Raw genomic sequence first — 21,021 nt, 5'->3', positions numbered from 1 at the left:
ACAACCGCCCACCTGCGCCGACGTGCGCTGACCTGCGCCGACGCGGTCCCGGCCGCCGGGTTCAGGTGCGGGTCGCGATCATGGCGTCGAGCCGGTGCGCCGCCAGGCGGTGCAGCATCTCGGCGAGCGCCTCCGGCTGGATCCGGCCCTCCAGGTCGAGCCGCGCGTCGGTGACGGTCCGGGCCACGACGTCACGGGGCACCCGGCCGCCGAAGTGCGCGGCCAACGTGCCGGTGGTGGCGTGGCAGAGCTGGTCCGGCTGATGGGGGTCGTCGACCACGGTCGCTCCTGTTCGTCTCGGGGTTGCGGTCCACCCTGCGGTAGGCGGCTGGTGGTCGACCTGACGACCGCGCACGTCAGGGGTCGAGGCGGTAGCCGGTGCCGCGGACGGTGAGGAGGAGGGTGGGGTCGTCGGGGTCGGTTTCGACCTTGCGGCGGAGGCGGCGGATGTGGACGTCGAGGAGCCGGGTGTCGCCGAAGTAGTCGTAGCCCCAGACGCGGTGCAGGAGTTGTTCGCGGGTGACGATCCGGCCGCCGGCGGAGGCGAGTTCGACGAGGAGTCGGAACTCGGTGCGGGTGAGGTGGATCTCGGTGCCGTCGCGGTGGACGGTGCCGGTGTCGGGACGGATCCGCAGTGGTCCGGCCTGGAGCGCTTCGTGGTGCCGGCCGCCGCGGCGGCGCAGCAGGGCGCGGATGCGGGCGGCGAGGACGCTGGCGACGAGGGGTTTGGTGACGTAGTCGTCGGCGCCGGCTTCGAGTCCGGCGATGACGTCGGCGGCGTCGGTGCGGGCGGTGACGATGATGATGGGCAGGTCGCCGCGTGCGCGCAGGGTCCGGCAGACCTGGAGGCCGTCCACGCCGGGCAGCATGAGGTCGAGCAGGACGACGTCGGGTCGGGCGGTGGTGAGCAGGTCGAGTGCCTGCTCGCCGGAGACGGCGTCGGTGACGGCGAAGCCCTCGTCGGCGAGGGCCAGGCCGAGGGCCTGCCTGATGTGCTCGTCGTCCTCGACCAGCAGCACTGAGAAGTCCATGTCCCCCGCGATCCTGCCGCACGTCGTCCGCGTGTGCCCGGATCGCAAGCCGAACGCAAGGTTCACCCGCGCGGTCCCGGGGTCGACCCCGGTTGTCAGACTCCTCCGCATGGCACGAACCAGGCGGGCGGCGCCCACGCCCGAGCACGGGGGCGACCCGTTGGCCGGGGTGGCGGAGACGGCCAGTCGTGACGCGCACGGCGTGCCCGCCGACCTCCTCAAGGGTTACCTGGAGGAGCTGGACGAGGTCAGCACGACGAGGCGGCAGCTCCGGCCGGACCAGCTCCGGGTCCGCCGCGACGTCGGCGCCCGGGCGGCGGAGCGCGGCGTCACCCTGCACGGGGTGATCGACCTGCACCTGAGCGCGACCTGGCTGGCCTGGCGGTCGTTGTCCGGTGTGCGGCGGGCGACCGGTGCCGACGCCGTCCGCGCCGCCGGCGAGGCGGTGTTCAAGGCCGCCGACGCGGCCGTCACGGCGATCGCGGAGGGCTACGAGGAAGCACAGCGCTGGTCGGTGCGCCAGGAGGAGTCGTTCCGCCGGGAGTTCGTCGACGACCTGCTCGACGGGCGCAACCTCGGGCAGCTGGCCGAACGGGCGGAGCGGTTCGGGCTCCGGCTGGCCGGCAGCAACGTCGTGGCGGCGGTCCGCTCGGCGCGCCCGGTGGTCGACGGCGGCGAGGTGGCCCGGGCCGTGGAGACGTCGCTGGCCATGCGGCTGGATTCCCGCGGCGTGCTGGTCACCACCAAGGAGGGCCTGCTCGTCTGCGTCGCACCCGGGACGATGACCGACGTGCCGGCCGAGTTCGTGCGCCAGGTGGCCGCGGTCCTGGGACCGGACGCCGCCTGGCGGGTCGGCCTCGGTCGCGCCCACTCCGGTCCCGGCGGCGTGGTCCGCTCGTTCGAGCAGGCGACCCACGCCCTGGACATCGCCGAACGGCTGCACCTGCCCGGACACCTGCACAAGGCCGCCGACCTGCTGGTCTACCAGGTGCTGCTGCGCGACAGCGCCGCGTTGGCCGACCTGGTGTCGGTCGTCCTGCAACCCCTTCGCGGCGCACGGGGCGGGGCCGGGCCGCTGCTGGACACGCTGTCGTCCTACTTCGCCAACGGCCAGGTGACGGCCGCCTGCGCACGCGAGCTGCACCTCGGGGTCCGCACGGTGACCTATCGCCTCCAGCGCGTCGCCGAGCTCACCGGGTACACCGTGGACGATCCGACCCAGGCGCTGTCGCTCCAGGTCGCGGTGCTCGGCGCGAAGCTGCTCGACTGGCCGTCGTCCGACGATCAGGTCCGGTGACGGCGGCCGGGAGGGCGGCACCTCGAGGACGCCGCCGATCGGCAGCGGGCGACCCGGCCGTGCGGCGGTAAGCCGGTCGGCCGTCCGCCGCGCGGAGCGGACCCGGCCCGGGGCCCGTCGTCCAGCGGGCGGGAAGCCCTGACCTGGGTGTCCGATTCGGACCGGGATGCCGGTAACGTCGCCCCGGCACGAGTACCGGGGGCGAGTGCGAGGCGAGGTGCGAGGCATGGCAGGGCAGGCCGAACTCCTGCTGCGCCGGTTCGGTCGCCGGTACGCGGCGGTGGTGCGACTGGTGACGGTGCTGCCCATCGGCGCGATCGCCATGCTCCGGGTGACGCCGGAACACCTGCCCGCCACCGCGTCGGCGGTCGGCGTCGCCGTGGTGTGGACCTGCGGTTACGCCTGGTGGCTACAAAGGACCGATGGCGGCCTGCCCGTCGCGGTGGACGTGGTGGTGCTGCTCGGCCTGTGCCTGAGCATCTTCGCGACCGACGCCGTCGAGCGCACCAACGTCGGGTGGATCAGGCTCCTCGTCACGTTCGCCTGCGTGACCTACCAGTGGCACACGTCGCCGAGGGCGGGAGCCGTCGCGGCACTGGTGGCCGGCGGAGGGCTGGCCGCCGCGGTCACCGCGGCCGGGTCGCAGGACCGGGACCTGGTGATCTCGCAGGTGTGGGTCCTGGTGGCGGCCGGGCTGTCCCGCGCGGCCTGGCAGGTGGTCCGGCGGGCCGCCGAACGGGCCGACCGGACGGCCGCCGACGCCGCCCGCGCGCGGCGGGAGTCGTCGGTGGCGGCGGCCGTGCGGGCCGAGGAACGGGAGTTCGCGGCGGCGCTGCACGACACCGCCGCCGCGACGCTGCTGATGGTCGGCAGCGGGCAGGTGCGCGCGGACAGCGCCTGGCTGGCGCCGCAGGCGCGGCGCGACCTGGACCGGCTGCGCTCCGGCCGCGCCGACGCGACCCGGCACACCGACCTCGTGCGGTTGCTGGCCGTCGAGGTCGAGGCCGTGCACCTGGACGTCGACTTCGACGCGCCCGCCCGGCTGCCGCTGCCGTCCGACGTGGCGACGGTGTTCGCCGACGCGACCCGTGAGGCGCTCAACAACGTCCGCCGGCACGCGGGCACCTCGCACGCCTCCATCCGGCTCGGCGGTGACGAGCGGCGGTTGCGCCTCGACATCGCCGACGGTGGCAAGGGTTTCTCGCCCGACACCGTCCCGGTGACCCGGCGCGGACTGCGGGAATCCGTGCACGGCAGGTTGAACCGCATCGGCGGCACGGCCACGGTCCTCTCCACCGTCGGCGCGGGCACCGTCGTCCGGTTGGAATGGCGCGGTCGTGGTGAGTGACGCCGTCGGCGGGCAGACGCGGGCCCAGCTCCTGTTCGGCCTGCGGGTCGCGACCCTGCTCGTGACCGCGGTCGTGGTCGGCGTGCTCGGCCTGGTCAACCTGCTGCGCCGCTGGGAGTCCCACGACCTCCCGCTCGCGCAGCTGTCCGCGTTCGCCGCACTGGCCGCGGTGCTCGTGGGCGAAGCCGTGCTGCTCTCCCGGCGCCGGCCGTGGGGCAGGCTGCGCCCGCTCGCCGTCGCCGTGGTGCTGGCCGCGTCCGCGCTGGCCGCCGTGACGCTGCCCGAGGATCGCACCGCGAGCGCCGTCGACTGGGCGTTCGGCGCGGCCAACTGGGTCGGCCTGGTCGTCCTCTTGGACCGTCCGTTCTGGACGGTCGCGGCGTTCCTGTCGGCCCACGAGCTGATCGCCCTGTCGAACATGCTCCTGTTCTCCGACGTGGACAAGGGCGACCTGGCGCGGCTCGCCACCGGCTCGGTCACCGTGATCGGCTTCCCGCTGTGCCTGGCGGTGGTGGCCACCGTGCTGCACCGGCTCGGCACGGACGCCGCGACCGCCGCCGCCGAGGTCGAACGGGTGCGGACCGCGGAGGCCGTCGCGGCGGAGTCCCACCGGCGCAGGCAGCAGCGGTTCGCCGAGCTGTCCGCCGGCGCGATCCCGCTGCTGGAGGGTCTCGCCGACGGCTCGCTCAGCCCCGAGGACCCCTCGGTGCGGCGGCGCGCCGCGATCGAGGCCGCCCGGATGCGGCGGCTCGGTGCGGAGACGGACGTGGTGACGAACCCGTTGCTGCACGAACTGCGGCACTGCGCGGACGTCGCCGACCGCAAGGGCGTCGTGGTGGAACTGGAAGCGCGCGGCGACTGGCCGACACCGCCCGTGGCGGTCCGGCGCGACCTGACCGACGCCGCGCTCACCGCGCTCGCCACGGCCGGCTCGTGGGCCCGCGTCACGGTGGTCGGCGACCAGGGACTGGTGTCGGTCAACGTCGTCGCGGACTGCGACGAGGTCGCGCCGCCGAGCCCGGCGGCGTCCGACGTGCGGGTCGAGGTGCTCGGCAACGGTGCGACGGTCTGGGTGGAGGCGACGTGGCAGCCGACGGCGTGATCACGGCGGTGATCGTGGACGACCACGCGGCCATCACCGCAGGCGTGCGGTACTGGTGCGAGCAGGCCGTACCGCCGATCCGCCTGGTCGACGCGGGCACCCGGCTCGCCGACGTGTGGGCCGGTCCGGGCGCCGACGCCGACGTGGTGATCTTCGACCTGGAGCTGACGCCGGGCCGGCCGGACTTCGCCGAACTGCGCAGGCTGGTGGACAACGGCCGCCGGGTCGTCGTCTACTCGCAGCACGCGGACACCGCCACCGCGCTCAAGTGCGTCGACCTCGGCGCGCTGGCCTACCTGACCAAGCGGGAAGGGCTCGACCACCTGATCCCGGCGATCAGGGCCACCGCGCAGGGCCTCCCGTACACCGCGCCGTCGTTGTCGGGCGCGCTCGTCGCCGACGACGCACCGGACCGGCCACGCCTGTCACCGCGCGAGGTCGAGGTGCTGCGGGCGTGGTTCACCTCGTCGTCCAAGGACCTCGTCGCCGCCAAGCTCAACATCACCGTGAAGACGGTCGACACGCACATCGCCCGCGTGCGGGTGAAGTACGCGAACGTCGGGCGGGCGGCCCGCACCAAGAGCGAACTGGTGGGCCGGGCGCTCGACGACGGGCTGGTCACGCTCGCGGAGCTCAACCGAACCGTTACCCCGTTGTAGGGCGTTCACCCGACACCGCGGGGGCGGGCGCCCGCGTACGGTCGTGATCCGGAGGTCGTCGGCGGGTTTTCGCCTGCGCACCGCGCCTTCTGTGGGGTAGGCGCGGTCCGCGGTCGGGCCGCCGTGCTGCCGGGAACATTTCGCCGGGAAACGCGGGTGGTATCGCACATGGGAGACACGACGGCCTTGGTCGAGGAGATCGGATGACGCACCCCGGTGCGCCACAGCAGTTTCCCCAGCCCGGCCACCACCCGCAGTTCCAGCCGCCGGGGCAGTTCCCGCAACCCGGACCGCACCCGCCGCAGTGGGGACCGGGGATGCCGGGGGGACCGGGGATGCCGGGGGGACCGGGGATGCCGGGGGGACCGGGCATGCCCAACGGGCAGTGGGGGCCCGGGGGACCGGGTGGGCCGGGGATGCCGGGGGGACCGCCGGCCCGGCGCGGCGGGAAGGGGCCCCTGATCGCGGTGCTGGTCATCCTCCTCGTGCTGGGCCTGGGCGTCGGCGGGTACTTCGTGTACGTCGAGCTCGAAGGCGACAGCCAGGCGAAGCCGGTCGTGGACACGTCCGAGGACCTGGAGAAGGCCCCGATCGGCTGCGCGATGCTGGAGGAGGCGGAGGTGGCGCCGCACATCCCCGGCCGCATGGACTACAGCGCGGGCGGCGCGAACCCGGGCACGGGGCAGTTGCACGACCAGGGGCAGTGCACCTGGAACAACTCGGGCAGGCTCGCCAAGGACAACGTCCGCGGCGCCTTCGTGATCGTGACCAGCTACGTCTACCACGCCAACCACCAGCTGTCCGGCGTGGACAAGGCGAAGGAGCACATGGAGGACCGGGTCCGCACCGGCGTCGCGGTGCACGTCGAAGGCGCCGACGAGGCCGAGCTCGTGGCGCAGGAGAAGGTCAAGTGGACCGCGGAGATCGTCGTCCGCTACCGCAACGTCGTCTACTCCGTCACGTACTCCAACCAGACCGAGGGAGCGAACGTGAAGGCAGGCGCGACCACCCTGGCCGCCACCGCGATCGGCAAGGTGGTCAAGGCTCACGAGGACTGACCGGGCGTCGGCCGGACGCGGCCAGGTGACGCCGCAGGCGGGTGTGCCGGAACTGGTAGACGCCGCCGGTCTGCCGCAGCACGCCACGTCGGTGCGCGTCGTCGAGGAACCGCATCAACCGCCACGGGAGCCGGCCGCGCAACGCCCACCAGGCCAGGGAGGCCGCGTACAGCACCGAGGCGTTGTTGACCACGCAGCCGAGGCCGGTGCCGAGGCCGAAGCTCAACGCCGCGGCCACCAGCGAGGCGTCGACGGACTTGCCCAGGACGACGATGGCGAACGCCAAGGGCAGCTGGAACGCCACGGCCCAGGCGAGCAGCCACACGGCGGTCGACGCGACGTCACCTCGCAGGGACCGGTCCGGGCGGGGCACGCTGAACCGGTCCGGCGGGGTGGTCAGCCAGGCGCCGATGCCCAGGGCCACGGCCACCATCACCCCGAGCGCGAGAGGCGCCATCCACACCTCCCGGCCGCCGCCCGCCCCGTGCACGACCGCTGCCGCGACCACGGCGGCGACCGCGATCACCAGGCCGAGGGCCATCCTGGACACGATGGCCTTGCCACGTCCGTGCAGGCGCAGGCCCGTCCGGTGCGGCGGGCGGTCCACCGACAGGGCGATGGCGACCAGCAGCGCGAGCCCCACCCCGGCCGCCGCGTTCATGCCGGGGGAGTTGGGGTACTTGTAGTTGATGAAGAAGGTCGCCGCGCCGAGCACCACGGGTGTGAGGAGCAGGTGACGCCACGGCGCCCGCCGCCGCACCGTGCCGATCAGCCAGGTGAACGAGACTCCCAGCGCGAAGCCGACCGCGATGCTGGAGTTCTCGCTCACCGTCGCCCAGAACAGCAGGCCGGTGATGGCGGTCGCCAGGACGAGGCGCGGCCGGGGGAGGCGCCACCAGGCGATGTCGCCGGCCGCGTTCGCGGCGGCGTGGCGGGCCAGGAAACCGAGCCAGCGACGTGCCCGGTCGGCCGGGTAGCGCCCGGCGCCCGGCGGCAGGGGCGCGAGCCTGGGCGGCGGTGTCGGCGGGGCGCCGTAGACCGCGGTCACCAGCGAGTCGAGCAGGTGGTGTTCCAGGTCGGTGTGGTCGGCGAACCGCGTCCGGTCGACGAGTTCCGCGGGGTCGCGGTCGGCGCGGCTGTAGACGGCGCGGGCGAGGTTGATCGTCAACGGCGTGGACAGCGACCGCGCGAGCACCGGGTCCCGGGTCGTGCGCAGGTGGTCGAGCACCGGGGTCCAGCGCTGGACGACCTGCGGCAACGAGGTGGCGAGGAACTCGGCCGCGTCGTCGGCGGCGACCGGCTCGAGCTCGACCACCGCGGCGGCGGGCAGCCCCGCGCCACCGGCGCGCACCGCGGCTTCGTACTCGTCACCGCGGCAGGTCAGGACCAACGGCCGACCGGGGCCGAACGCGTGGTGGACGCCCTCCAGCGCCGGCGCGAGCAGCTCCGGCGGCAACTCGTCCAGCCCGTCGAGCAGCGGCAGCAGGCGCTGCTCGGCCACCAGGCGGCGGGCGGCGTGCCGGCCGTGGGCCCTCCGGTCGTTCAACGCGGGGTAGTCGGTCTCCAGCCGGCGGATGATCCAGTCCTCGAGGTGTTCGTTGTGCGGGTTCCACGAGGCGGGGGACAGCAGCACCGGCACGGGCTCGCGGGGCGTGCGGCGTTCGAGCAGGTCCAGGACGAGCAGCAGGGCGGTGGCGGACTTGCCCGCGCCCGGTCCGCCCAGGACCACCAACTGCCGGCTCGTCAACGAGGCGAACAGCCGGTCGAGGTCGCCGAGGTCGCCGCCCGCGACCGCCGGCGCGTCCGGGTAGGCGACCGGCCGGCGGGTGGGTGCCCAGCGCAGCCGCAACGGCGCCGGCCGCCGCAGCGAGCGGACGGCGGCCTCGGCTCCCCACTGCCTGCGCACCACGGCCGCCAGGAGGTCGGCGGCGTCGTCCAGGGCGGATCGCGCCCGGGTGACCACGTCACCGTTGATCACGTCGGCTTGGACGACGGTGTCCGCGTGACCGCCGAAGTCGTTGTGGACCACCCGTGGCCCGATTCCATCACGCCCGGAACCACCCATGCCGTCCCCTTGGTCTCCCGCCCTTGTTCGGACGGTACCGAGACGATCACGATCTGTTAACGGCGAGACGTGGATTCACACTGACGGGGACTGGAAGTTTGCCGAAGTCGCCACGCGGGTGACGCTCACCCGGCCGTGAGCCGGAATTCGAGCAGGCACCGGTGATCGGTCAGGTCGGTCACGGTGTCGAGGACCAGGCCGTGCGGCGAGCCGAGCGCGCGGAACTCGTCGAGCCGCCGCTCGCGCCCGCCGAAGATCACGAGCATGTCCAGGTCGCTCGCGGTGCTCGCCCGCAGCCCGCCGACCCCTTCGACGACCAGCACGCGTGCACCGGGGTGGGCGGCCTCGACGCACCGGCCCAGGATGCGGTCGGCGTGCTCGTCGTCCCAGTTGTGGAGGATGTCGAACAGCACGTACGCGTCCGCGCCGGCGGGGAGCGGGTCGAAGAAGCTGCCGGCCGTCACCTCGGTCCGTGCGTCGAGACCGTGAGCGCTGAACGTGCGCCGGGCCCCGGCGGCGGTCGGCGGGAGGTCGACCAGGTGGCCGCGCATCCCGGGGTGGGCGAGGAGGATCGCGGCGAGCAAGCCGCCCTCGCCGCCGCCGACGTCCACTACGGTGGCGAACCGGGACCAGTCGACACCGGCGACGATCTGCGGGATGTGGGCGCGGAACCGGTGCGTCATCTGCCGGTCGAACGACGCGCGGAGGTGCGGGTGCTCGGCCAGGTCGCGGTAGAAGTCCTGCCCGTACCGGCGTGGGTAGGCGGCCTGACCGGTGCGGACGCTGTGCGCGAGCTCGACGAACGCCAGTTCCGCCCGCCCTCCCGCGGTGTCCAGGCTCAGGAGGTCGGCGAGGCCGTTGCCGGCGTCGACGCGGAGGTTGGCGCCGTACGCGCTCGTCCGGTAGCCGGTGGAGGTGCGTTCGAGCACCCCGAGGGTCACGAGGTGGGCCAGGAGGAGTTCGAGGGCGACCGGGTCGACGTCGAGCTCGACCGCGAGGTCGTCGGCCGGGGAATCGTCGCCGAGCAGCCGATCCGGCAACCCCAGGGTCACCGCGACCCGCAGCGCCATCGGTGTGGCCAGCCCGGCCAGGTCACGGAGCGCATTCGCGTCATCGTTTCGTCCCACGAAAATCCACTCTCCCAGGCGTGTCGAAGGAGAAAGCTCCCGGTCGGGCCGTCCCTTCCGACTCGTCGCGGACGGGTTGGTGCGCTTCCTCGCGGAGTGGTCCCGCCGCCGGTCCCGCGGAAGTTCTCTCGACGACTTCCGGCCGGGATGTCGATCCGCGCCGCCGCCGTTCGACTCAAGGTGACAGGACACGATCGAGACCGGGGAGACGACGATGAGGGCAGGACGACGCGAGTGGTCGGGGCTGGCGGTGCTGGCGCTGCCGACGCTGTTGCTGTCGGTGGACATGAGCGTGCTGCACCTGGCGGTCCCGCACCTGGCCGCCGACCTGCGCCCGAGCAGCACCCAGCTGCTGTGGATCATCGACGTCTACGGCTTCATGATCGCCGGCTTCCTGGTCACGATGGGCACCCTGGGTGACCGGATCGGCCGGCGGAAGCTGCTGATGGCGGGCGGTGCCGCGTTCGGCGTGGCGTCGGTCGTGGCGGCGTTCACCACCAGCCCGGAGATGCTGATCGGTGCGCGGGCCGTGCTCGGGATCGCCGGCGCGACGCTGATGCCGTCCACGTTGGCGCTGATCAGCAACATGTTCCAGGACCCCGGGCAGCGGGGGACCGCGATCGCGGTGTGGATGAGCTGCTTCATGGGCGGCATGGTGATCGGGCCGGTGGTCGGCGGCGTGCTGCTGGAGCACTTCTGGTGGGGCTCGGTGTTCCTGATGGCCGTGCCGGTCATGGTCCTGCTGCTGGCCGCCGCGCCGAAGCTGCTGCCGGAGTACCGCGACACCGCCGCCGGGCGGCTCGACCTGGCGAGCGTGGTGCTGTCGCTCGGCGCGATCCTGCCGATCGTCTACGCCCTCAAGGAGACGGCCAAGGACGGCGTGTCGCTGCTCAACGTGGTCGTGCTCGTCGTCGGCGTGGCGGTCGGGGTGGTGTTCGTCCGCCGCCAGCGCGGCCTGGCCGACCCGGTGCTGGACCTGCGGCTGTTCCGGGTCCGGGCGTTCAGCGCGGCGGTGAGCATCATGCTGGTGGGCGCGCTCACCATGGGCGGTGTCTTCCTGCTGGTCAGCCAGTACCTGCAGATGGTCGCCGGGCTGACCGCGGTGCAAGCCGGGCTCTGGCTGGTGCCGCAGGCGGGCGCGGTGGTGGTCGGGTCGCTGATCGCGCCGCGGCTGGCGCGGCGGTTCCGGCCGGAGTTCGTGCTCGGTTTCGGGATGCTGGTCGCGGCGGGCGGGATCCTGCTGTTCACGCAGGCCACCGGGGTCGGCGGGGTGGCGTTCGTGGTGGCGGGCATGGCGATCGCGAGCTTCGGGATGGGGCCGCAGGGCGTGCTGTGCACCGAGATGGTGGTCAGCTCGGTGCCACCGCGGAAGGCGGGCGCCGCTTCGGCCATGTCGGAGACCAGCGGCGAGTTCGGCATCGCCATGGGCATCGCGGTGTTCGGCAGCGTCGGCACGGCCGTCTACCGCGCCGAGGTCGCCGTTCCCGAGCAGGTGCCCGCCGAGGCCGCCGCCCTGGCGACGGACAGCATGGCCGGCGCCCTGCAGGCGGCGGGGACCCTGCCCGGTTCGCCGGCGGACGCCGTGCTCGCCACCGCGCGGGACGCCTTCGCGTCCGGGCTGCACACCGTCGCCGTCGCGGGCGCCTCGGTCGTCGTGGTGTTCGCGGTGGTCGGCATGATCGCGCTGCGCGGGACCGGCCCCGTCGAGGAGCCGGTTCCCGCCCTGGAGAACAGCTGACCGCTCAGGCCGGGGCGCGCAGCGACGCGACGGCCGCGGCGATCCCCTCCTTGTCGTAGCTGCCCGTGGGCAGCGTGGCGCCGTGGGCGTGGCGGACGACGCCGTCGCGGTCGACGAGGACGCTGCCGGACTGCTGCATCGAACCGAAGACCTTCTTGCCCAAGCCGACCATCTCGTGAGGGCTCTCGCGGCGGCCGGTGAGGACGGGGAACGGGATCCCGCGCTTCGCCTTCCACGCCGTCGCCGCCTCGCGGTCCTCCGGGACCGCGATGAGGACGCGGACGTCGTCGGCGGCCAGTTCGTCGGCGCGCTCGACGAGGTCGCGGACGTGCGCGTTGCAGACCGGGCACGACGTGGATCGCATGAAGAAGAGCAGCACCGCGTGCCGTCCCCGGTAGTCGGACAGGCTGACGGCCTGCCCCGCGGTGTCTTCCAGCGCCATCCGCGGTGCGGGTGATCCGGCTTCGAGCATGGTGGGGTTCCTTTTCGGAGCGGGGTGGTCGAGAACGTCAGTTCGGGCCGGACGGCGAGGGCGGGACTGCCCCGCCACCCAGGCTGAGCCGGAGCGCGGTCCGGGCCCGGTGCAGGTGGGACTTCATCGCCGGGGTGCTCAGCCCGAGCGCCTCGGCGACCGCCCGTCCGGGTCGGCCCAGCACGTCGCGCATGATCAGCACGCGGCGCTGGACGTCGGGCAGCGCCCGGATCGCCTCCGCGACGCGTTCGGCTTCCAGCCGCCGGAGGACTTCGTCCTCAGCGGACGCCACCGGGACGACGCCGGCCTCGTCGTAGCGGTCGAGCAGCCGCCGGGCGCGGCGCAGGCACTCGTGCCGGACCACCCGGAACATCCAGGACGCGAGCGCCGCGGTGGCCCGCAACGAGCCGATCTTGCGGTAGAGGACGATCAACGCCTCCTGCGCCGCGTCCTCGGCGTCCTGCGGCGAGGCGCACAGGTGCCCGGCGAAGCGCAGCACGTGCGGATGAGCACCGTGCACCACGGCGGCGAGCGACTCCAGGTCACCACCCTGTGCGGCCTCGATGAGCTGCTCGCTCGCCCAACCACGGTCAACCACGTCCACCCCCCGCAGCACGCCGCGAACCCGTCGCACGTGTCCCTCTTGACGTAACCATCGCTCATAAGAGGCCCCGACACCTCGAAAGGGTTCACGCCGTCAGGTCACACGATCGCGGTCGTGCCGTCGAAGCGGGTGTAGGTGAAGCCGTCGAACTCCTCGGTGAGGGTGCGGCGCAGGTCGGTGAGCACGTGGTCGGCGACCTGCTCGCCCAGGAGCAGCCCGGCGGTGGTGTCGGAGCGCCAGTGCACGCCGGCGAAGTTGCGGCCGTAGGCGGCGTTGAAGGCGAGCTTGTCCAGTTCCCCGCCGACGGTGAGCGCCGGCCCCCGGTAGCGGCGAAGCGACGTGCCGTCCGCGCTGGGCACGACCGGGTCGCGCAGGACGAAGGCCTCGTCGTAGAACGCCTTGAGCACGGTCGCGCAGGCGCCCGCGACGGTGGCGTGCGCGGCGGTGTAGGAGGGGTGGGTGGGACATCCCCTCGGGTAGGCCATGGGCAGCAGCAGGGTGCCGTGCTCGGCCCGGACGCGGTCCGGCGCCTCGGCGTCGAGCAGCTGCGGGTGCAGGGGGTGGTCGGTCCGGCCGAGGGCGTGGTTGTGGGCGTGACCGGCGAACTCCTCGGGGCGGAGCCTGCGGTGCACGCACCACTTCTGGAACCAGGCGGCCAGCTGGGCGGCCTGCACGACGCGGGTCACCAGGTCGAGGGGGTGGGACCAGTCGAAGGTGACGCCGGGGCGGGTGGCGGCGCGCAGGTACGGGTTGTCGCGGTCCCAGGCGTCCGGGCCCTGGTCGATCAGCAGGAGGGTGGCCATCAGGTAGGGCTGGTGGGCGAAGTTCAGGCGGGAGTACTCGGCGAGGTCGCGGCCGTTGCGCGGGTAGCGGGCGGTGCCGTCGTAGACGCTCTCGCGCTCCGGCTGGTGACCGCGGATGTTGCGCAGCCACTCGTCGTAGTCGGTGAGGTGGTCGTCGCGCGGCGCCGGCACGCGGAACACCTGCTTGATCGTCGCGGGTCCGAAGGGGACGTCACGCAGGAGGAACTGCGAGAGGTACGGCCCGTTCAGGGCACCGGGCATCAGGCCGCGGAACACGGTCGCCGGTGTGACGCGCCGGTGCTCGGTCGGGCCCTCGTAGCCGGTGAGGCGGGACAGGTCGCGGCAGGCGGCGGCGATGAGCGGATCGGTGTCGTAGGCGGCGAACGGCACGTCGCGGCACAGCGCCTGCCAGTACAGCTCGACCATCTCCGCCGCCGTCGTCGCGCCGGCGAACGGTGGCGGCGGCGGCACGGTCAGCTGGTGGGAGTCGGCGCCGACCAGGCCGTAGGTGAACGCGGCGTGCGGGTTGGTCAGCCCGACCGGCCCGTCCACGACGATCCCGTCCAGGTCGCCGGGCTCGTCGCCGGAGACCGCGCGCACCATGCCGGCGTAGGCGGCCGGGTCCACGCGTCCCAGCCCGTCGTGCGGCAGCCCCTTGCCGTAGTTGCCGATCAGGTCGGGGTGGGCCGCCTCGTCACCGTTGTCGTGGTGCTGCGCCGCCGGCAGCCGTAGTTGGCGCGCCGCCGCCTGTTCGCGGATCCGGTACGCCCGTGCTCGCCGCGAGCCCGGCGGCGCCGGGTCCGCGCGGTTCTCGGCGTAGGCGACGGCGCCGGGCAGGCCGGCGGCGAGCCCGGCGGCCCCCAGCCCGCCGAGGACGGCGCGACGGCTGACCGAGCGGTGCTCCGACGCGTTCTCGACCGGTTCGTCCGACGGCACTGCCACGACTGCCCGTCCTGTCCTCGGCTGCGGCTCTCGTCGGCCCGGGGCGGGCCTGTGAGCCAGCATCGCGCGAAGCGCCGGCGTCGCGGAACGGCGGAACCGACCGTCCACCCGAAGGTGCGATACCACCCGCCCGGCGTGACGCCGTCCCGGATCCCGCCGGCCCGACGGGATCCGGACGCCCGGCGGTCAGGACGCGTTCGGCAGGGTCACCTGGCCGCGGAACAGGAGGCGGACGCCGTCCGAGCTGATCGCGGTGCGCCCGTGCAGGGTGCGCTGGTTGTCGATCACCAGCAGGTCGCCCGGCTGCCGGCGGTGCTGGTAGAGGTAGCGCGGGGAGTGCAGGTGGTCCGACAGCTCCTCGAAGAACTTGTCCGACGCGGCCTCGTCCACGCCCGCCAGGCGCACCAGCCGGCCGCGCGGCACGTCCGGCCCGAACCGCAGCGCCAGGTCCAGCGACCGGACCCGGCCGTAGTCGCGGGTGGTGGCGATCTCGTACCAGTCGGCGGGCACCTGGGGGAAGTAGCCGCGCTCCTCCACCAGGTGCTCCAGCTTGCCCTCGGCGAGCGCCTCCGCCAAGTGCTCCGGCATCTCCCGCCACGCCGCCAACTGGTCGCACACCGTGGTCTCGCCGGAGCCGGGTTCGTCGGAGAAGTCCTTGGCGAACAACACGATCAGGTCGACCTGCTCACCGACCAGCAGCCCGTCGGCGTGCGGCGGCAGCGGGCCGCGGCCCGTCACGACCTTGCCCTCGTCCCGCGACGCGTTGAGCTTGAGCAGGTCGGCCCGGCCCTCGCCGAACTTGTGGTCGACGGTCTGCCCGAGCAGGTGGACCAGGTGCTGGAAGGACGGCTCGTCGAAGTCGAGCCCCCGCACCAGGACGACGCCGCGCGCCAGCGCCGCTTCCCGCACCCGCGGCACGAACTCCTCGATCGGCTCGCCGGCTCCCGCGGCCAGCACCGCGCCGAGCCGGATTCGGTCAGCTGCCTTCCACGACACCACTCTCCTCACTCATCGGGATGCCGCGACGGCGGCGGTGTAGATCTCTTGCGCGTCCCAGTCGTCCAAATACCCTTGCCCGGCCAGGGAAAGCAGCTCCGCGAAGCACGCCCGGTAGACGCGCTCGGGATCGGACTCGCCCAGGTCGGCCGCGACCCGCCGCCGGATGCCGTCCTGGAGCCCGCCGCCGTGGTGCACGGCGATCTTGCGCCGCCAGGCGATCCCCGGTGCGAGTGCTCGGCCATGGCCGACCGCAGGTGGAACTTCTCCCGGCCCTCGCGCACCTTGCACGCGGGCGTGGTCTCGTGCGCGACCCGCATCACCGGCAGGGTCCAGAACGGGTGGAACGCCTCGACGCCGTGCGCCATCGGCATCCGGTTGGACAGCTCGCCGCTGACGCGGGTGCGCCGGATCGACTCCAGCCCTTGCTCGATCAGCTCCTCCGGGCGCTCGAAGGGCGTGAAGAGGCCCGCGTCGATCAGGTCGCTGCCGTAGCCGGTGAGCAGCACGCGACCCGGTTCCAGCACGCCCGCCTGGTAGACGGCGGTGGCCGTGAGCGCGACCTCGACCACCTCCGCGGCGGCCGTGCCCAGCCACCGCACGGCGGCGGGGATGGCGCGCACGATCGCGTCCTCGTCCAGCCGCACCTCCCGCATCCCGAGGCCGGCGGCGTCGCACAGCTCCCGGGCGTCGGCGAACTCGTCGCCCCACGGCGTGCCGACGCTGTAGGGCACGACGTCGAGCCCGCGTGCGGCGGCCAGGTAGGTCACCGTTCCCGAGTCGATGCCGCCGGACAGCAACGTCGCGTAACCCGCGCCCGGCCGGTCGGCGGCGATGGCGCCGATCACACCGTCCAATCCGGACAGCTGGGCTGGGCGAACCCGCCCGCCGGGCCCTCCGCGGCGTAGACCGCCTCCTCGTTGAACACCGACGTGGACGCCGGCACCTCGCCCTCGGCGACCCGGATCACGGTCCGCTGCACGGGTTCCGCGGGCAGCTCGCCGTCCGGCGCGGAGGCGGCCAGCGTGCGCACGTCGATCTCGAACGGCGCGGTCGACGGCAGGCTCGTGCCGCCCCGGTGGTAGACGAACAGGTCACCGACCCGCACGGGCTCGGTGAACCGCTCCAGCCCCGGGACGCGCCGGTCGGCGACGACCGCCCACGCTCCCTTCACGCCTGCCCCACGATGCGGCGCATCCGCTCCTGCGGGCGACCGGAGGCGAACCCGGCGCGGTGCGACTTCTTCGCGGTCTCCCGCAGCACGTGCAACCCCTCGACGTAGTCGCCGTTCATCTGCGGTTTGGTGCCGCGCACGGCGACCGGGTTGTACTCGGCGAACGCGGCGGCCCGCGCCAGCGCCGCGGCCGACACCTCCGCCGCGGGCGCCACCTGGTGCAGCAGCCCGTCGCGCAGCGCGCGTTCCGCGGGCCATTCCTCGCACGACAGCAGCATGTTCTGCATGACGTGCCGCCCGACCGAGCGCTCCAGCGTGTAGGCGCCGAAGTTGCACGCGATGCCGAGCTGGAACTCCGGCATCCGCAGCACCGACGTGTCCGCGCCGACGCGGAAGTCGCACGTCAGCGCGAGCTGCAGGCCGATGCCGATGGCGTAGCCCTCGATCGCGGCCACGGTCGGCTTGGCGGTCTCCAGGCTCGCGACGTAGAGGTCGGTGATGCTGTCGATCCAGTGGTCGACCTCGTCACCGCCGGAGAAGTGGCTGACCTCGTGGAAGTCACCGCCGACGGCGAAGGAGTCGCCCCCGCCGCCGTGTAACACCACGGCCGCGACGTCGTCGTCGGCCTCCACCTCGCGCAGGATCTCGGTGAGGGCCCGCGTCCGGGCGCTGCTCATGGCGTTGGACCGGTGCGTGCCGTCGAAGGCGATCCGCACGACGCCGTCGTGCGCGTGCACGGCGAGCGTCTCTCTGGCCGAGGTGTCAAGACTTGTCATTGCCGACCGTCCTCCACGGGAAGGGAGAAGAGCGCACGGCGGGGAACCGGAACACCGCCGTGTCGTCGGTCCGGGTTGGCTCGCCCGGACAGCGTCGGACGCGGACGGCGGACGTGGCGCGATCCGCGGTGAAACCCCTTGTCGCGCAAGCCGAAGCGCCGATGCCCCCAGTGCCCGCCACGCGTCCCCCGGCGTCCGCGCGCGGACGCCGGCGTCGCGCAGCGCGCGCCGCGGGGGCAATGCGCGGCCGGAAACCTCCCGAATCGTGGGAGACGCGGCCGACTCACCCGATCGAAGGACGGGCGCGCTGTGGATAGTTATGCAACACGTCGTCGGCAGACTCCGCTCTCTGTCGCCAGAGCGTATGTTGACTATGCAGTGTAAGGTATGCCCATCCATTGGGCGGGGTGGCCGCACACGAGCAGATCTGAGGTGTCCATGACGGAGACGGCGGTGCCGCGGGGCTTTCGCGGGATCACGAAGAACATGGGGCTGAAGGACGTCGGCGACGACTTCGCCGCCGTGGTCTCGGAGGTGCCGGCGCGGTCGGCCGCGGTGTTCACCAAGTCGCGGTTCGCCGGTCCCAGCGTGGTCCTGAGCCGCGAGTCCGCGGCGACCGGCCACTGCCGGGGCATGGTGGTGCTCTCGCGCAACGCCAACGTCGCCACCGGGCGAACGGGCGCCGCCCACGCCGTCGAGGTGCGCCGCCGCGTGGCCGAGATCGCCGGCGTGGCGCCGGAAGAGGTGGTCATCGGCTCGACCGGCGTGATCGGCCGGCCCTACCCGATGGAGAGCATCCGCGCCAACCTCGACGCGCTGACGTGGCCGTTCCCGGAGGCCGACTACGAACGCGCCGCGACGGCGATCATGACCACGGACACCCGCCCGAAGACCTGCCACGTCCGCGTCGGCGACGCCGTGCTCGTCGGCATCGCCAAGGGCGTCGGCATGATCGAGCCGAACATGGCCACCATGCTCGCGTTCTTCTTCACCGACGCCGACATCGACGGCGCCGAGCTGGACGCCGCGTTCCGCCGCGTCGTCGACCGCACGTTCAACGCGCTGAGCATCGACACCGACACCTCGACCAGCGACACGGCGGCGATCTTCGCCAACGGCCTGGCAGGCCCCGTCGACAACGCCGCGTTCGAGCAGGCCCTCTACGACTGCGCGCTGCACCTGGTGCGGGACATCGCCTCCGACGGCGAGGGCGCTAGCAAGCTGATCGAGGTGCGCGTCACCGGCGCCCGCGACGACGCGCAGGCCAAGCTGGTCGGCAAGAGCGTCGTCAACTCCCCGCTGGTCAAGACCGCCGTGCACGGCTGCGACCCGAACTGGGGCCGCATCGCCATGGCGATCGGCAAGCTCGAGGACGAGACCGACATCGTTCCCGAGAACGTCCGCATCCTCTTCGACGACCTGCCCATGCACCCCGAGGAGCCGAGCGACGCGCTGCTGGAGCGCGCGGCCAAGTACCTCGGCGCCGACGAGGTCGTCATCAACATCGACCTGGGCATCGCCGACGGCGCGTTCACCGTGTACGGCTGCGACCTCACCGAGGGCTACGTCCGGATCAACGCCGACTACACGACCTGACGACGGCCCGTTCACGGCGACGCCAAGGCGCGCGTGATCTCCGCCTCCAGACGGGTCACGGTCACGCGCGCCGAGAACAGCCGCTCGGTGTCGAGGTCGACGTCGAAGACCTCCTCCAACGCGGACAGGGCCTGGATCAGCGTCGCCGAGTTCACCCCGGCGCTGATCAGGTCCACCTCGTGCTCGTCACCGGACAGGGTGAACCCGCGGGCCCCCAGCTCCCGGGCGATTGCGCCACGCACGTCGACCGCCATCACCGCACACCCCTGATCGCCGCGAGCACCGAGCGGGCGTTGTCGCCACCGAACACGTCGAAGTGCCCGCCCTCCAGGACACCACGTCCGCCACCTCCGCCACCCGGCTCCAGGCGTCGGCATCGCGCTCGGCCGGGCGCCGTTCCGCGCGGCACTCCACGACCGGCACGTCCGGCGGCCCGGCCGCGTCCGGCGTCCACCCGCGCAGCAGCGCCAGGTTCTGGCGGTACACCTCGACCCTGTTCGCCAACGTCGGGTCCGCGGCCACCTGCTCCGCGTCGACCGCCACACCGTTGGTCTCCAGCACGTCCGCGGCGAACCCGTCGAGCGACGGCTCGTCGAAGGCGCGCGAGCCCGCCGACACCGGCGTGTCGACCACCACCACGCGTGCCACCTCCTCGCCGCACAGGCGTGCCGCCTCGAAGGCCAGCGCGCCACCGAACGACCACCCGCCCAGCACGAGCGGCACGTCACCGGACCGGACGTCGGCGGGCAGCCGCTCCAGGCAGCGGCGCGCCAGGTCGGTCAACGTCAGCGCCTCGTCGGGTTGCGGTGCGTCGAAGCCGACGACGTGCGCCTCGACGTCCACCGGCAGGTCGCGGATCAGGGGGGAGTAGCAGGACACCCCGCCGCCCACCGGTGGGAAGAGGACCAGCCGCAACCGCGGCGCCGCCGCGGCCCGCGGTTGGTAGGCCCAGATCGCCTGCTCCGCCGGACGCGCTCGCCGGCACCGTGCCGCCAGGCCCGCGACGGTCGGGTCGACCATGAAGTCACCGAACGACACGGCGTACCCGTACCTGGCGCGCAGCAGGGACAGCAGCCGGATCACGTCGTACGAACCGCCGCCCGCCTCGAAGAAGCCGCCCTCGCCCGGCGGTTCGCCCAGCACCTCCTGCCAGCAGGCCGCGACCTCGTGCCCGACGAGGTCGCGCTGGCCAGCCGAACGAGTTCAGCGAGCCCGGCCTCTTCGTCATCCGCCCCGACGGCACGCTGTACGCGGTGGTGCAAACCAGCTTCCCGTTCCTGCGACCGCACCTGGACGAGGTCGTGGACACCCTGCGCTGGGTCGGCGAGCACGACTGCCCGGCTGGACGTCGAGGTGCTGTCCCCGGAACCGGGTTCGCTCGACTTCCAGATGCTGCTCGACCCGGCCGTGGCGCAGGCGCGGGCGCAGGAGCTCGGCCTCTCGCTACCCGACCGGGACCGGCACGAGGAGCTGGCGCGGCGGTGGCGCGACACCGACCTGATCGACCGGGAATCCGCGATGGCCGACTACGTCGAGTCGGTGATGCCCGGCCTGACCCTCGACGCCCTCGCGGCGGCCCGCGCCGAAGTGCGCCAGTACGGCAAGGGCCTCGGCGTCACGATCGGCGGGTGAGCGCGCGCGACCGCCGGAGCGGTGCTCGGGTTCGCGGGCCTGTGCCTGCTGCTGGCCATCACACCCGGACCGGACACCTTCCTCGTGCTGCGGTACGGCCTGGGCGGCGCGCGGTTCGGCGTGTTCGCGTCCGCGGGATCGGGGATCGGCTCGCTGTTCTGGGCGGCGGCCGTGGCGCTGGGGTTGGCGGACCTGCTGAGTTCCTCGCCCACCGCGTTCCTGGTGGTGAAGATCGTCGGTGGCCTGAACCTGCTGTACCTGGGAGTGGTGGGATTCCTGCAACGCGACCAGGTGGCCGACACCTGCGGTGAGGGCCCGGTGCAGTGGCGGTGGGGGCCGTCGTTCCGGTCGGGTGTGCTCTCCTGCCTGCTCAACCCGAAGGTCGGCTTGTTCTTCCTGGCCGTGGTGCCGCAGTTCCTGCCCGCCGAGGCCATCAACGTGGGCACGATCATGCTGCTCGGCATGATCGACGCGGTGGTGGCGTTCGTCTGGCTGGCCTGAGCTCCGCCGCGTTGTGCGCGCTGGGCGTCGGCACCATCGTCGCGGTCGTGTGACGCGCGACCACCACCACCGATGTGCCGACGGAGTGATCATCCTTCTC

Annotated in this window: 22 protein-coding genes and 1 pseudogene; 9 read left to right on the top strand and 14 right to left on the bottom strand. The window is 73.3% G+C overall.

What is annotated here, in order from left to right; genetic code table 11:
* Positions 1 to 61: 61 nt before the first annotated feature.
* Positions 62 to 280 carry a hypothetical protein gene (locus AB0H12_RS17855; protein WP_499623916.1) on the bottom strand — a complete coding sequence of 73 codons (219 nt, stop codon included), beginning with the start codon at positions 278 to 280 and terminating at the stop codon, positions 62 to 64.
* 76 nt (positions 281 to 356) lie between these two features.
* Positions 357 to 1,031: a response regulator gene (locus AB0H12_RS17850; protein ID WP_499623915.1), complete on the bottom strand. Its 675-nt coding sequence runs from the start codon at positions 1,029 to 1,031 to the stop codon at positions 357 to 359.
* Between the two features lie 109 nt (positions 1,032 to 1,140).
* Between AB0H12_RS17850 and AB0H12_RS17845 the strand changes: the two genes are divergently transcribed.
* From AB0H12_RS17845 to AB0H12_RS17825, 5 genes are all read left to right on the top strand, one after another.
* Positions 1,141 to 2,328 (top strand): PucR family transcriptional regulator, encoded by a 1,188-nt coding sequence (locus tag AB0H12_RS17845; RefSeq protein ID WP_499623914.1) that lies wholly within the window; start codon positions 1,141 to 1,143, stop codon positions 2,326 to 2,328.
* Between the two features lie 226 nt (positions 2,329 to 2,554).
* Positions 2,555 to 3,676: a sensor histidine kinase gene (locus AB0H12_RS17840; RefSeq protein WP_499623913.1), complete on the top strand. Its 1,122-nt coding sequence runs from the start codon at positions 2,555 to 2,557 to the stop codon at positions 3,674 to 3,676.
* Positions 3,669 to 4,778, top strand: a complete 1,110-nt coding sequence (locus tag AB0H12_RS17835) for a hypothetical protein (RefSeq protein WP_499623912.1) — start codon at positions 3,669 to 3,671, stop codon at positions 4,776 to 4,778. The genes AB0H12_RS17840 and AB0H12_RS17835 overlap by 8 nt, the downstream gene beginning before the upstream one ends.
* A complete protein-coding gene (locus AB0H12_RS17830; protein WP_499623911.1) occupies positions 4,760 to 5,437 on the top strand; it encodes a response regulator in 678 nt (225 codons plus the stop codon). Before AB0H12_RS17835 ends, AB0H12_RS17830 begins: the two co-directional genes overlap by 19 nt.
* A 203-nt stretch (positions 5,438 to 5,640) precedes the next feature.
* Complete coding sequence (locus AB0H12_RS17825) at positions 5,641 to 6,495, top strand: hypothetical protein (RefSeq protein WP_499623910.1); 855 nt, start codon at positions 5,641 to 5,643, stop codon at positions 6,493 to 6,495.
* On the opposite strand, the gene AB0H12_RS17820 is transcribed toward AB0H12_RS17825, so the two are convergent.
* The gene (locus AB0H12_RS17820; protein WP_499623909.1) at positions 6,476 to 8,524 is read right to left on the bottom strand and encodes an NACHT domain-containing protein; all 2,049 of its coding nucleotides are present in this window, start codon (positions 8,522 to 8,524) and stop codon (positions 6,476 to 6,478) included. The two genes, AB0H12_RS17825 and AB0H12_RS17820, sit on opposite strands and share 20 nt — an antisense overlap.
* Before the next feature lie 161 nt (positions 8,525 to 8,685).
* Positions 8,686 to 9,687 (bottom strand): methyltransferase, encoded by a 1,002-nt coding sequence (locus AB0H12_RS17815; protein WP_499623908.1) that lies wholly within the window; start codon positions 9,685 to 9,687, stop codon positions 8,686 to 8,688.
* Between the two features lie 214 nt (positions 9,688 to 9,901).
* On the opposite strand from AB0H12_RS17815, the gene AB0H12_RS17810 reads away from it, so the two are divergent.
* A complete protein-coding gene (locus tag AB0H12_RS17810) occupies positions 9,902 to 11,425 on the top strand; it encodes an MFS transporter (protein ID WP_499623907.1) in 1,524 nt (507 codons plus the stop codon).
* 4 nt (positions 11,426 to 11,429) lie between these two features.
* Here AB0H12_RS17810 and AB0H12_RS17805 read toward each other — a convergent pair whose 3' ends face one another.
* The 7 genes from AB0H12_RS17805 to AB0H12_RS17775 all read right to left on the bottom strand — a co-directional run bounded on the left by AB0H12_RS17805 (position 11,430) and on the right by AB0H12_RS17775 (position 17,192).
* The gene (locus AB0H12_RS17805) at positions 11,430 to 11,897 is read right to left on the bottom strand and encodes a peroxiredoxin family protein (protein WP_499623906.1); all 468 of its coding nucleotides are present in this window, start codon (positions 11,895 to 11,897) and stop codon (positions 11,430 to 11,432) included.
* A gap of 37 nt (positions 11,898 to 11,934) precedes the next feature.
* Positions 11,935 to 12,495 (bottom strand): RNA polymerase sigma factor, encoded by a 561-nt coding sequence (locus tag AB0H12_RS17800; protein ID WP_499623905.1) that lies wholly within the window; start codon positions 12,493 to 12,495, stop codon positions 11,935 to 11,937.
* A gap of 104 nt (positions 12,496 to 12,599) precedes the next feature.
* Entirely contained in the window at positions 12,600 to 14,246 is a 1,647-nt protein-coding gene (locus AB0H12_RS17795; protein ID WP_499623903.1) for a vanadium-dependent haloperoxidase, read from the bottom strand.
* Between the two features lie 186 nt (positions 14,247 to 14,432).
* Entirely contained in the window at positions 14,433 to 15,242 is an 810-nt protein-coding gene (locus tag AB0H12_RS17790; RefSeq protein ID WP_499623902.1) for a TauD/TfdA dioxygenase family protein, read from the bottom strand.
* Positions 15,243 to 15,250: 8 nt separating this feature from the next.
* Positions 15,251 to 16,090 carry an asparagine synthase-related protein gene (locus AB0H12_RS17785; protein ID WP_499624116.1) on the bottom strand — a complete coding sequence of 280 codons (840 nt, stop codon included), beginning with the start codon at positions 16,088 to 16,090 and terminating at the stop codon, positions 15,251 to 15,253.
* Positions 16,087 to 16,416: a hypothetical protein gene (locus AB0H12_RS17780; protein ID WP_499623901.1), complete on the bottom strand. Its 330-nt coding sequence runs from the start codon at positions 16,414 to 16,416 to the stop codon at positions 16,087 to 16,089. Before AB0H12_RS17780 ends, AB0H12_RS17785 begins: the two co-directional genes overlap by 4 nt.
* The gene (locus AB0H12_RS17775) at positions 16,413 to 17,192 is read right to left on the bottom strand and encodes an enoyl-CoA hydratase/isomerase family protein (protein WP_499623900.1); all 780 of its coding nucleotides are present in this window, start codon (positions 17,190 to 17,192) and stop codon (positions 16,413 to 16,415) included. Before AB0H12_RS17775 ends, AB0H12_RS17780 begins: the two co-directional genes overlap by 4 nt.
* A gap of 438 nt (positions 17,193 to 17,630) precedes the next feature.
* On the opposite strand from AB0H12_RS17775, the gene argJ reads away from it, so the two are divergent.
* Entirely contained in the window at positions 17,631 to 18,788 is a 1,158-nt protein-coding gene (gene argJ, locus AB0H12_RS17770; RefSeq protein ID WP_499623899.1) for a bifunctional glutamate N-acetyltransferase/amino-acid acetyltransferase ArgJ, read from the top strand.
* 11 nt (positions 18,789 to 18,799) lie between these two features.
* On the opposite strand, the gene AB0H12_RS17765 is transcribed toward argJ, so the two are convergent.
* The 3 genes and pseudogenes from AB0H12_RS17765 to AB0H12_RS17755 form a co-directional block, all read right to left on the bottom strand.
* Positions 18,800 to 19,042 carry an acyl carrier protein gene (locus AB0H12_RS17765; protein ID WP_499623898.1) on the bottom strand — a complete coding sequence of 81 codons (243 nt, stop codon included), beginning with the start codon at positions 19,040 to 19,042 and terminating at the stop codon, positions 18,800 to 18,802.
* Positions 18,975 to 19,808 carry a thioesterase domain-containing protein gene (locus AB0H12_RS17760; protein ID WP_499624115.1) on the bottom strand — a complete coding sequence of 278 codons (834 nt, stop codon included), beginning with the start codon at positions 19,806 to 19,808 and terminating at the stop codon, positions 18,975 to 18,977. Before AB0H12_RS17760 ends, AB0H12_RS17765 begins: the two co-directional genes overlap by 68 nt.
* Positions 19,785 to 19,943 (bottom strand): annotated as a pseudogene (locus AB0H12_RS17755) (phosphopantetheine-binding protein); the annotation flags it as partial. The pseudogene AB0H12_RS17755 and the gene AB0H12_RS17760, both read right to left, overlap by 24 nt.
* Before the next feature lie 198 nt (positions 19,944 to 20,141).
* Here AB0H12_RS17755 and AB0H12_RS17750 point away from each other — a divergent pair.
* Positions 20,142 to 20,420, top strand: a complete 279-nt coding sequence (locus AB0H12_RS17750) for a hypothetical protein (protein ID WP_499623897.1) — start codon at positions 20,142 to 20,144, stop codon at positions 20,418 to 20,420.
* A gap of 21 nt (positions 20,421 to 20,441) precedes the next feature.
* Positions 20,442 to 20,921, top strand: a complete 480-nt coding sequence (locus AB0H12_RS17745; RefSeq protein ID WP_499623896.1) for a LysE family translocator — start codon at positions 20,442 to 20,444, stop codon at positions 20,919 to 20,921.
* Positions 20,922 to 21,021: the final 100 nt, after the last annotated feature.

This window comes from Actinosynnema sp. NPDC023794, from assembly GCF_040639675.1.
GTDB lineage: Bacteria > Actinomycetota > Actinomycetes > Mycobacteriales > Pseudonocardiaceae > Actinosynnema > Actinosynnema luteola.
The sequence above is the reverse complement of the archived record's forward strand: the minus strand, read 5'-3'. Positions and strand labels throughout refer to the sequence as shown.

Coding starts and splice junctions, on each gene's coding strand:
- argJ (WP_499623899.1), top strand. CDS start 17,631: ATGACGGAGACGGCGGTGCCGCGGGGCTTTCGCGGGATCACGAAGAAC.
- AB0H12_RS17845 (WP_499623914.1), top strand. CDS start 1,141: ATGGCACGAACCAGGCGGGCGGCGCCCACGCCCGAGCACGGGGGCGAC.
- AB0H12_RS17825 (WP_499623910.1), top strand. CDS start 5,641: ATGACGCACCCCGGTGCGCCACAGCAGTTTCCCCAGCCCGGCCACCAC.
- AB0H12_RS17805 (WP_499623906.1), bottom strand. CDS start 11,897: ATGCTCGAAGCCGGATCACCCGCACCGCGGATGGCGCTGGAAGACACC.
- AB0H12_RS17850 (WP_499623915.1), bottom strand. CDS start 1,031: ATGGACTTCTCAGTGCTGCTGGTCGAGGACGACGAGCACATCAGGCAG.
- AB0H12_RS17775 (WP_499623900.1), bottom strand. CDS start 17,192: ATGACAAGTCTTGACACCTCGGCCAGAGAGACGCTCGCCGTGCACGCG.
- AB0H12_RS17765 (WP_499623898.1), bottom strand. CDS start 19,042: ATGGCGGTCGACGTGCGTGGCGCAATCGCCCGGGAGCTGGGGGCCCGC.
- AB0H12_RS17840 (WP_499623913.1), top strand. CDS start 2,555: ATGGCAGGGCAGGCCGAACTCCTGCTGCGCCGGTTCGGTCGCCGGTAC.
- AB0H12_RS17760 (WP_499624115.1), bottom strand. CDS start 19,808: ATGGTCGACCCGACCGTCGCGGGCCTGGCGGCACGGTGCCGGCGAGCG.
- AB0H12_RS17810 (WP_499623907.1), top strand. CDS start 9,902: ATGAGGGCAGGACGACGCGAGTGGTCGGGGCTGGCGGTGCTGGCGCTG.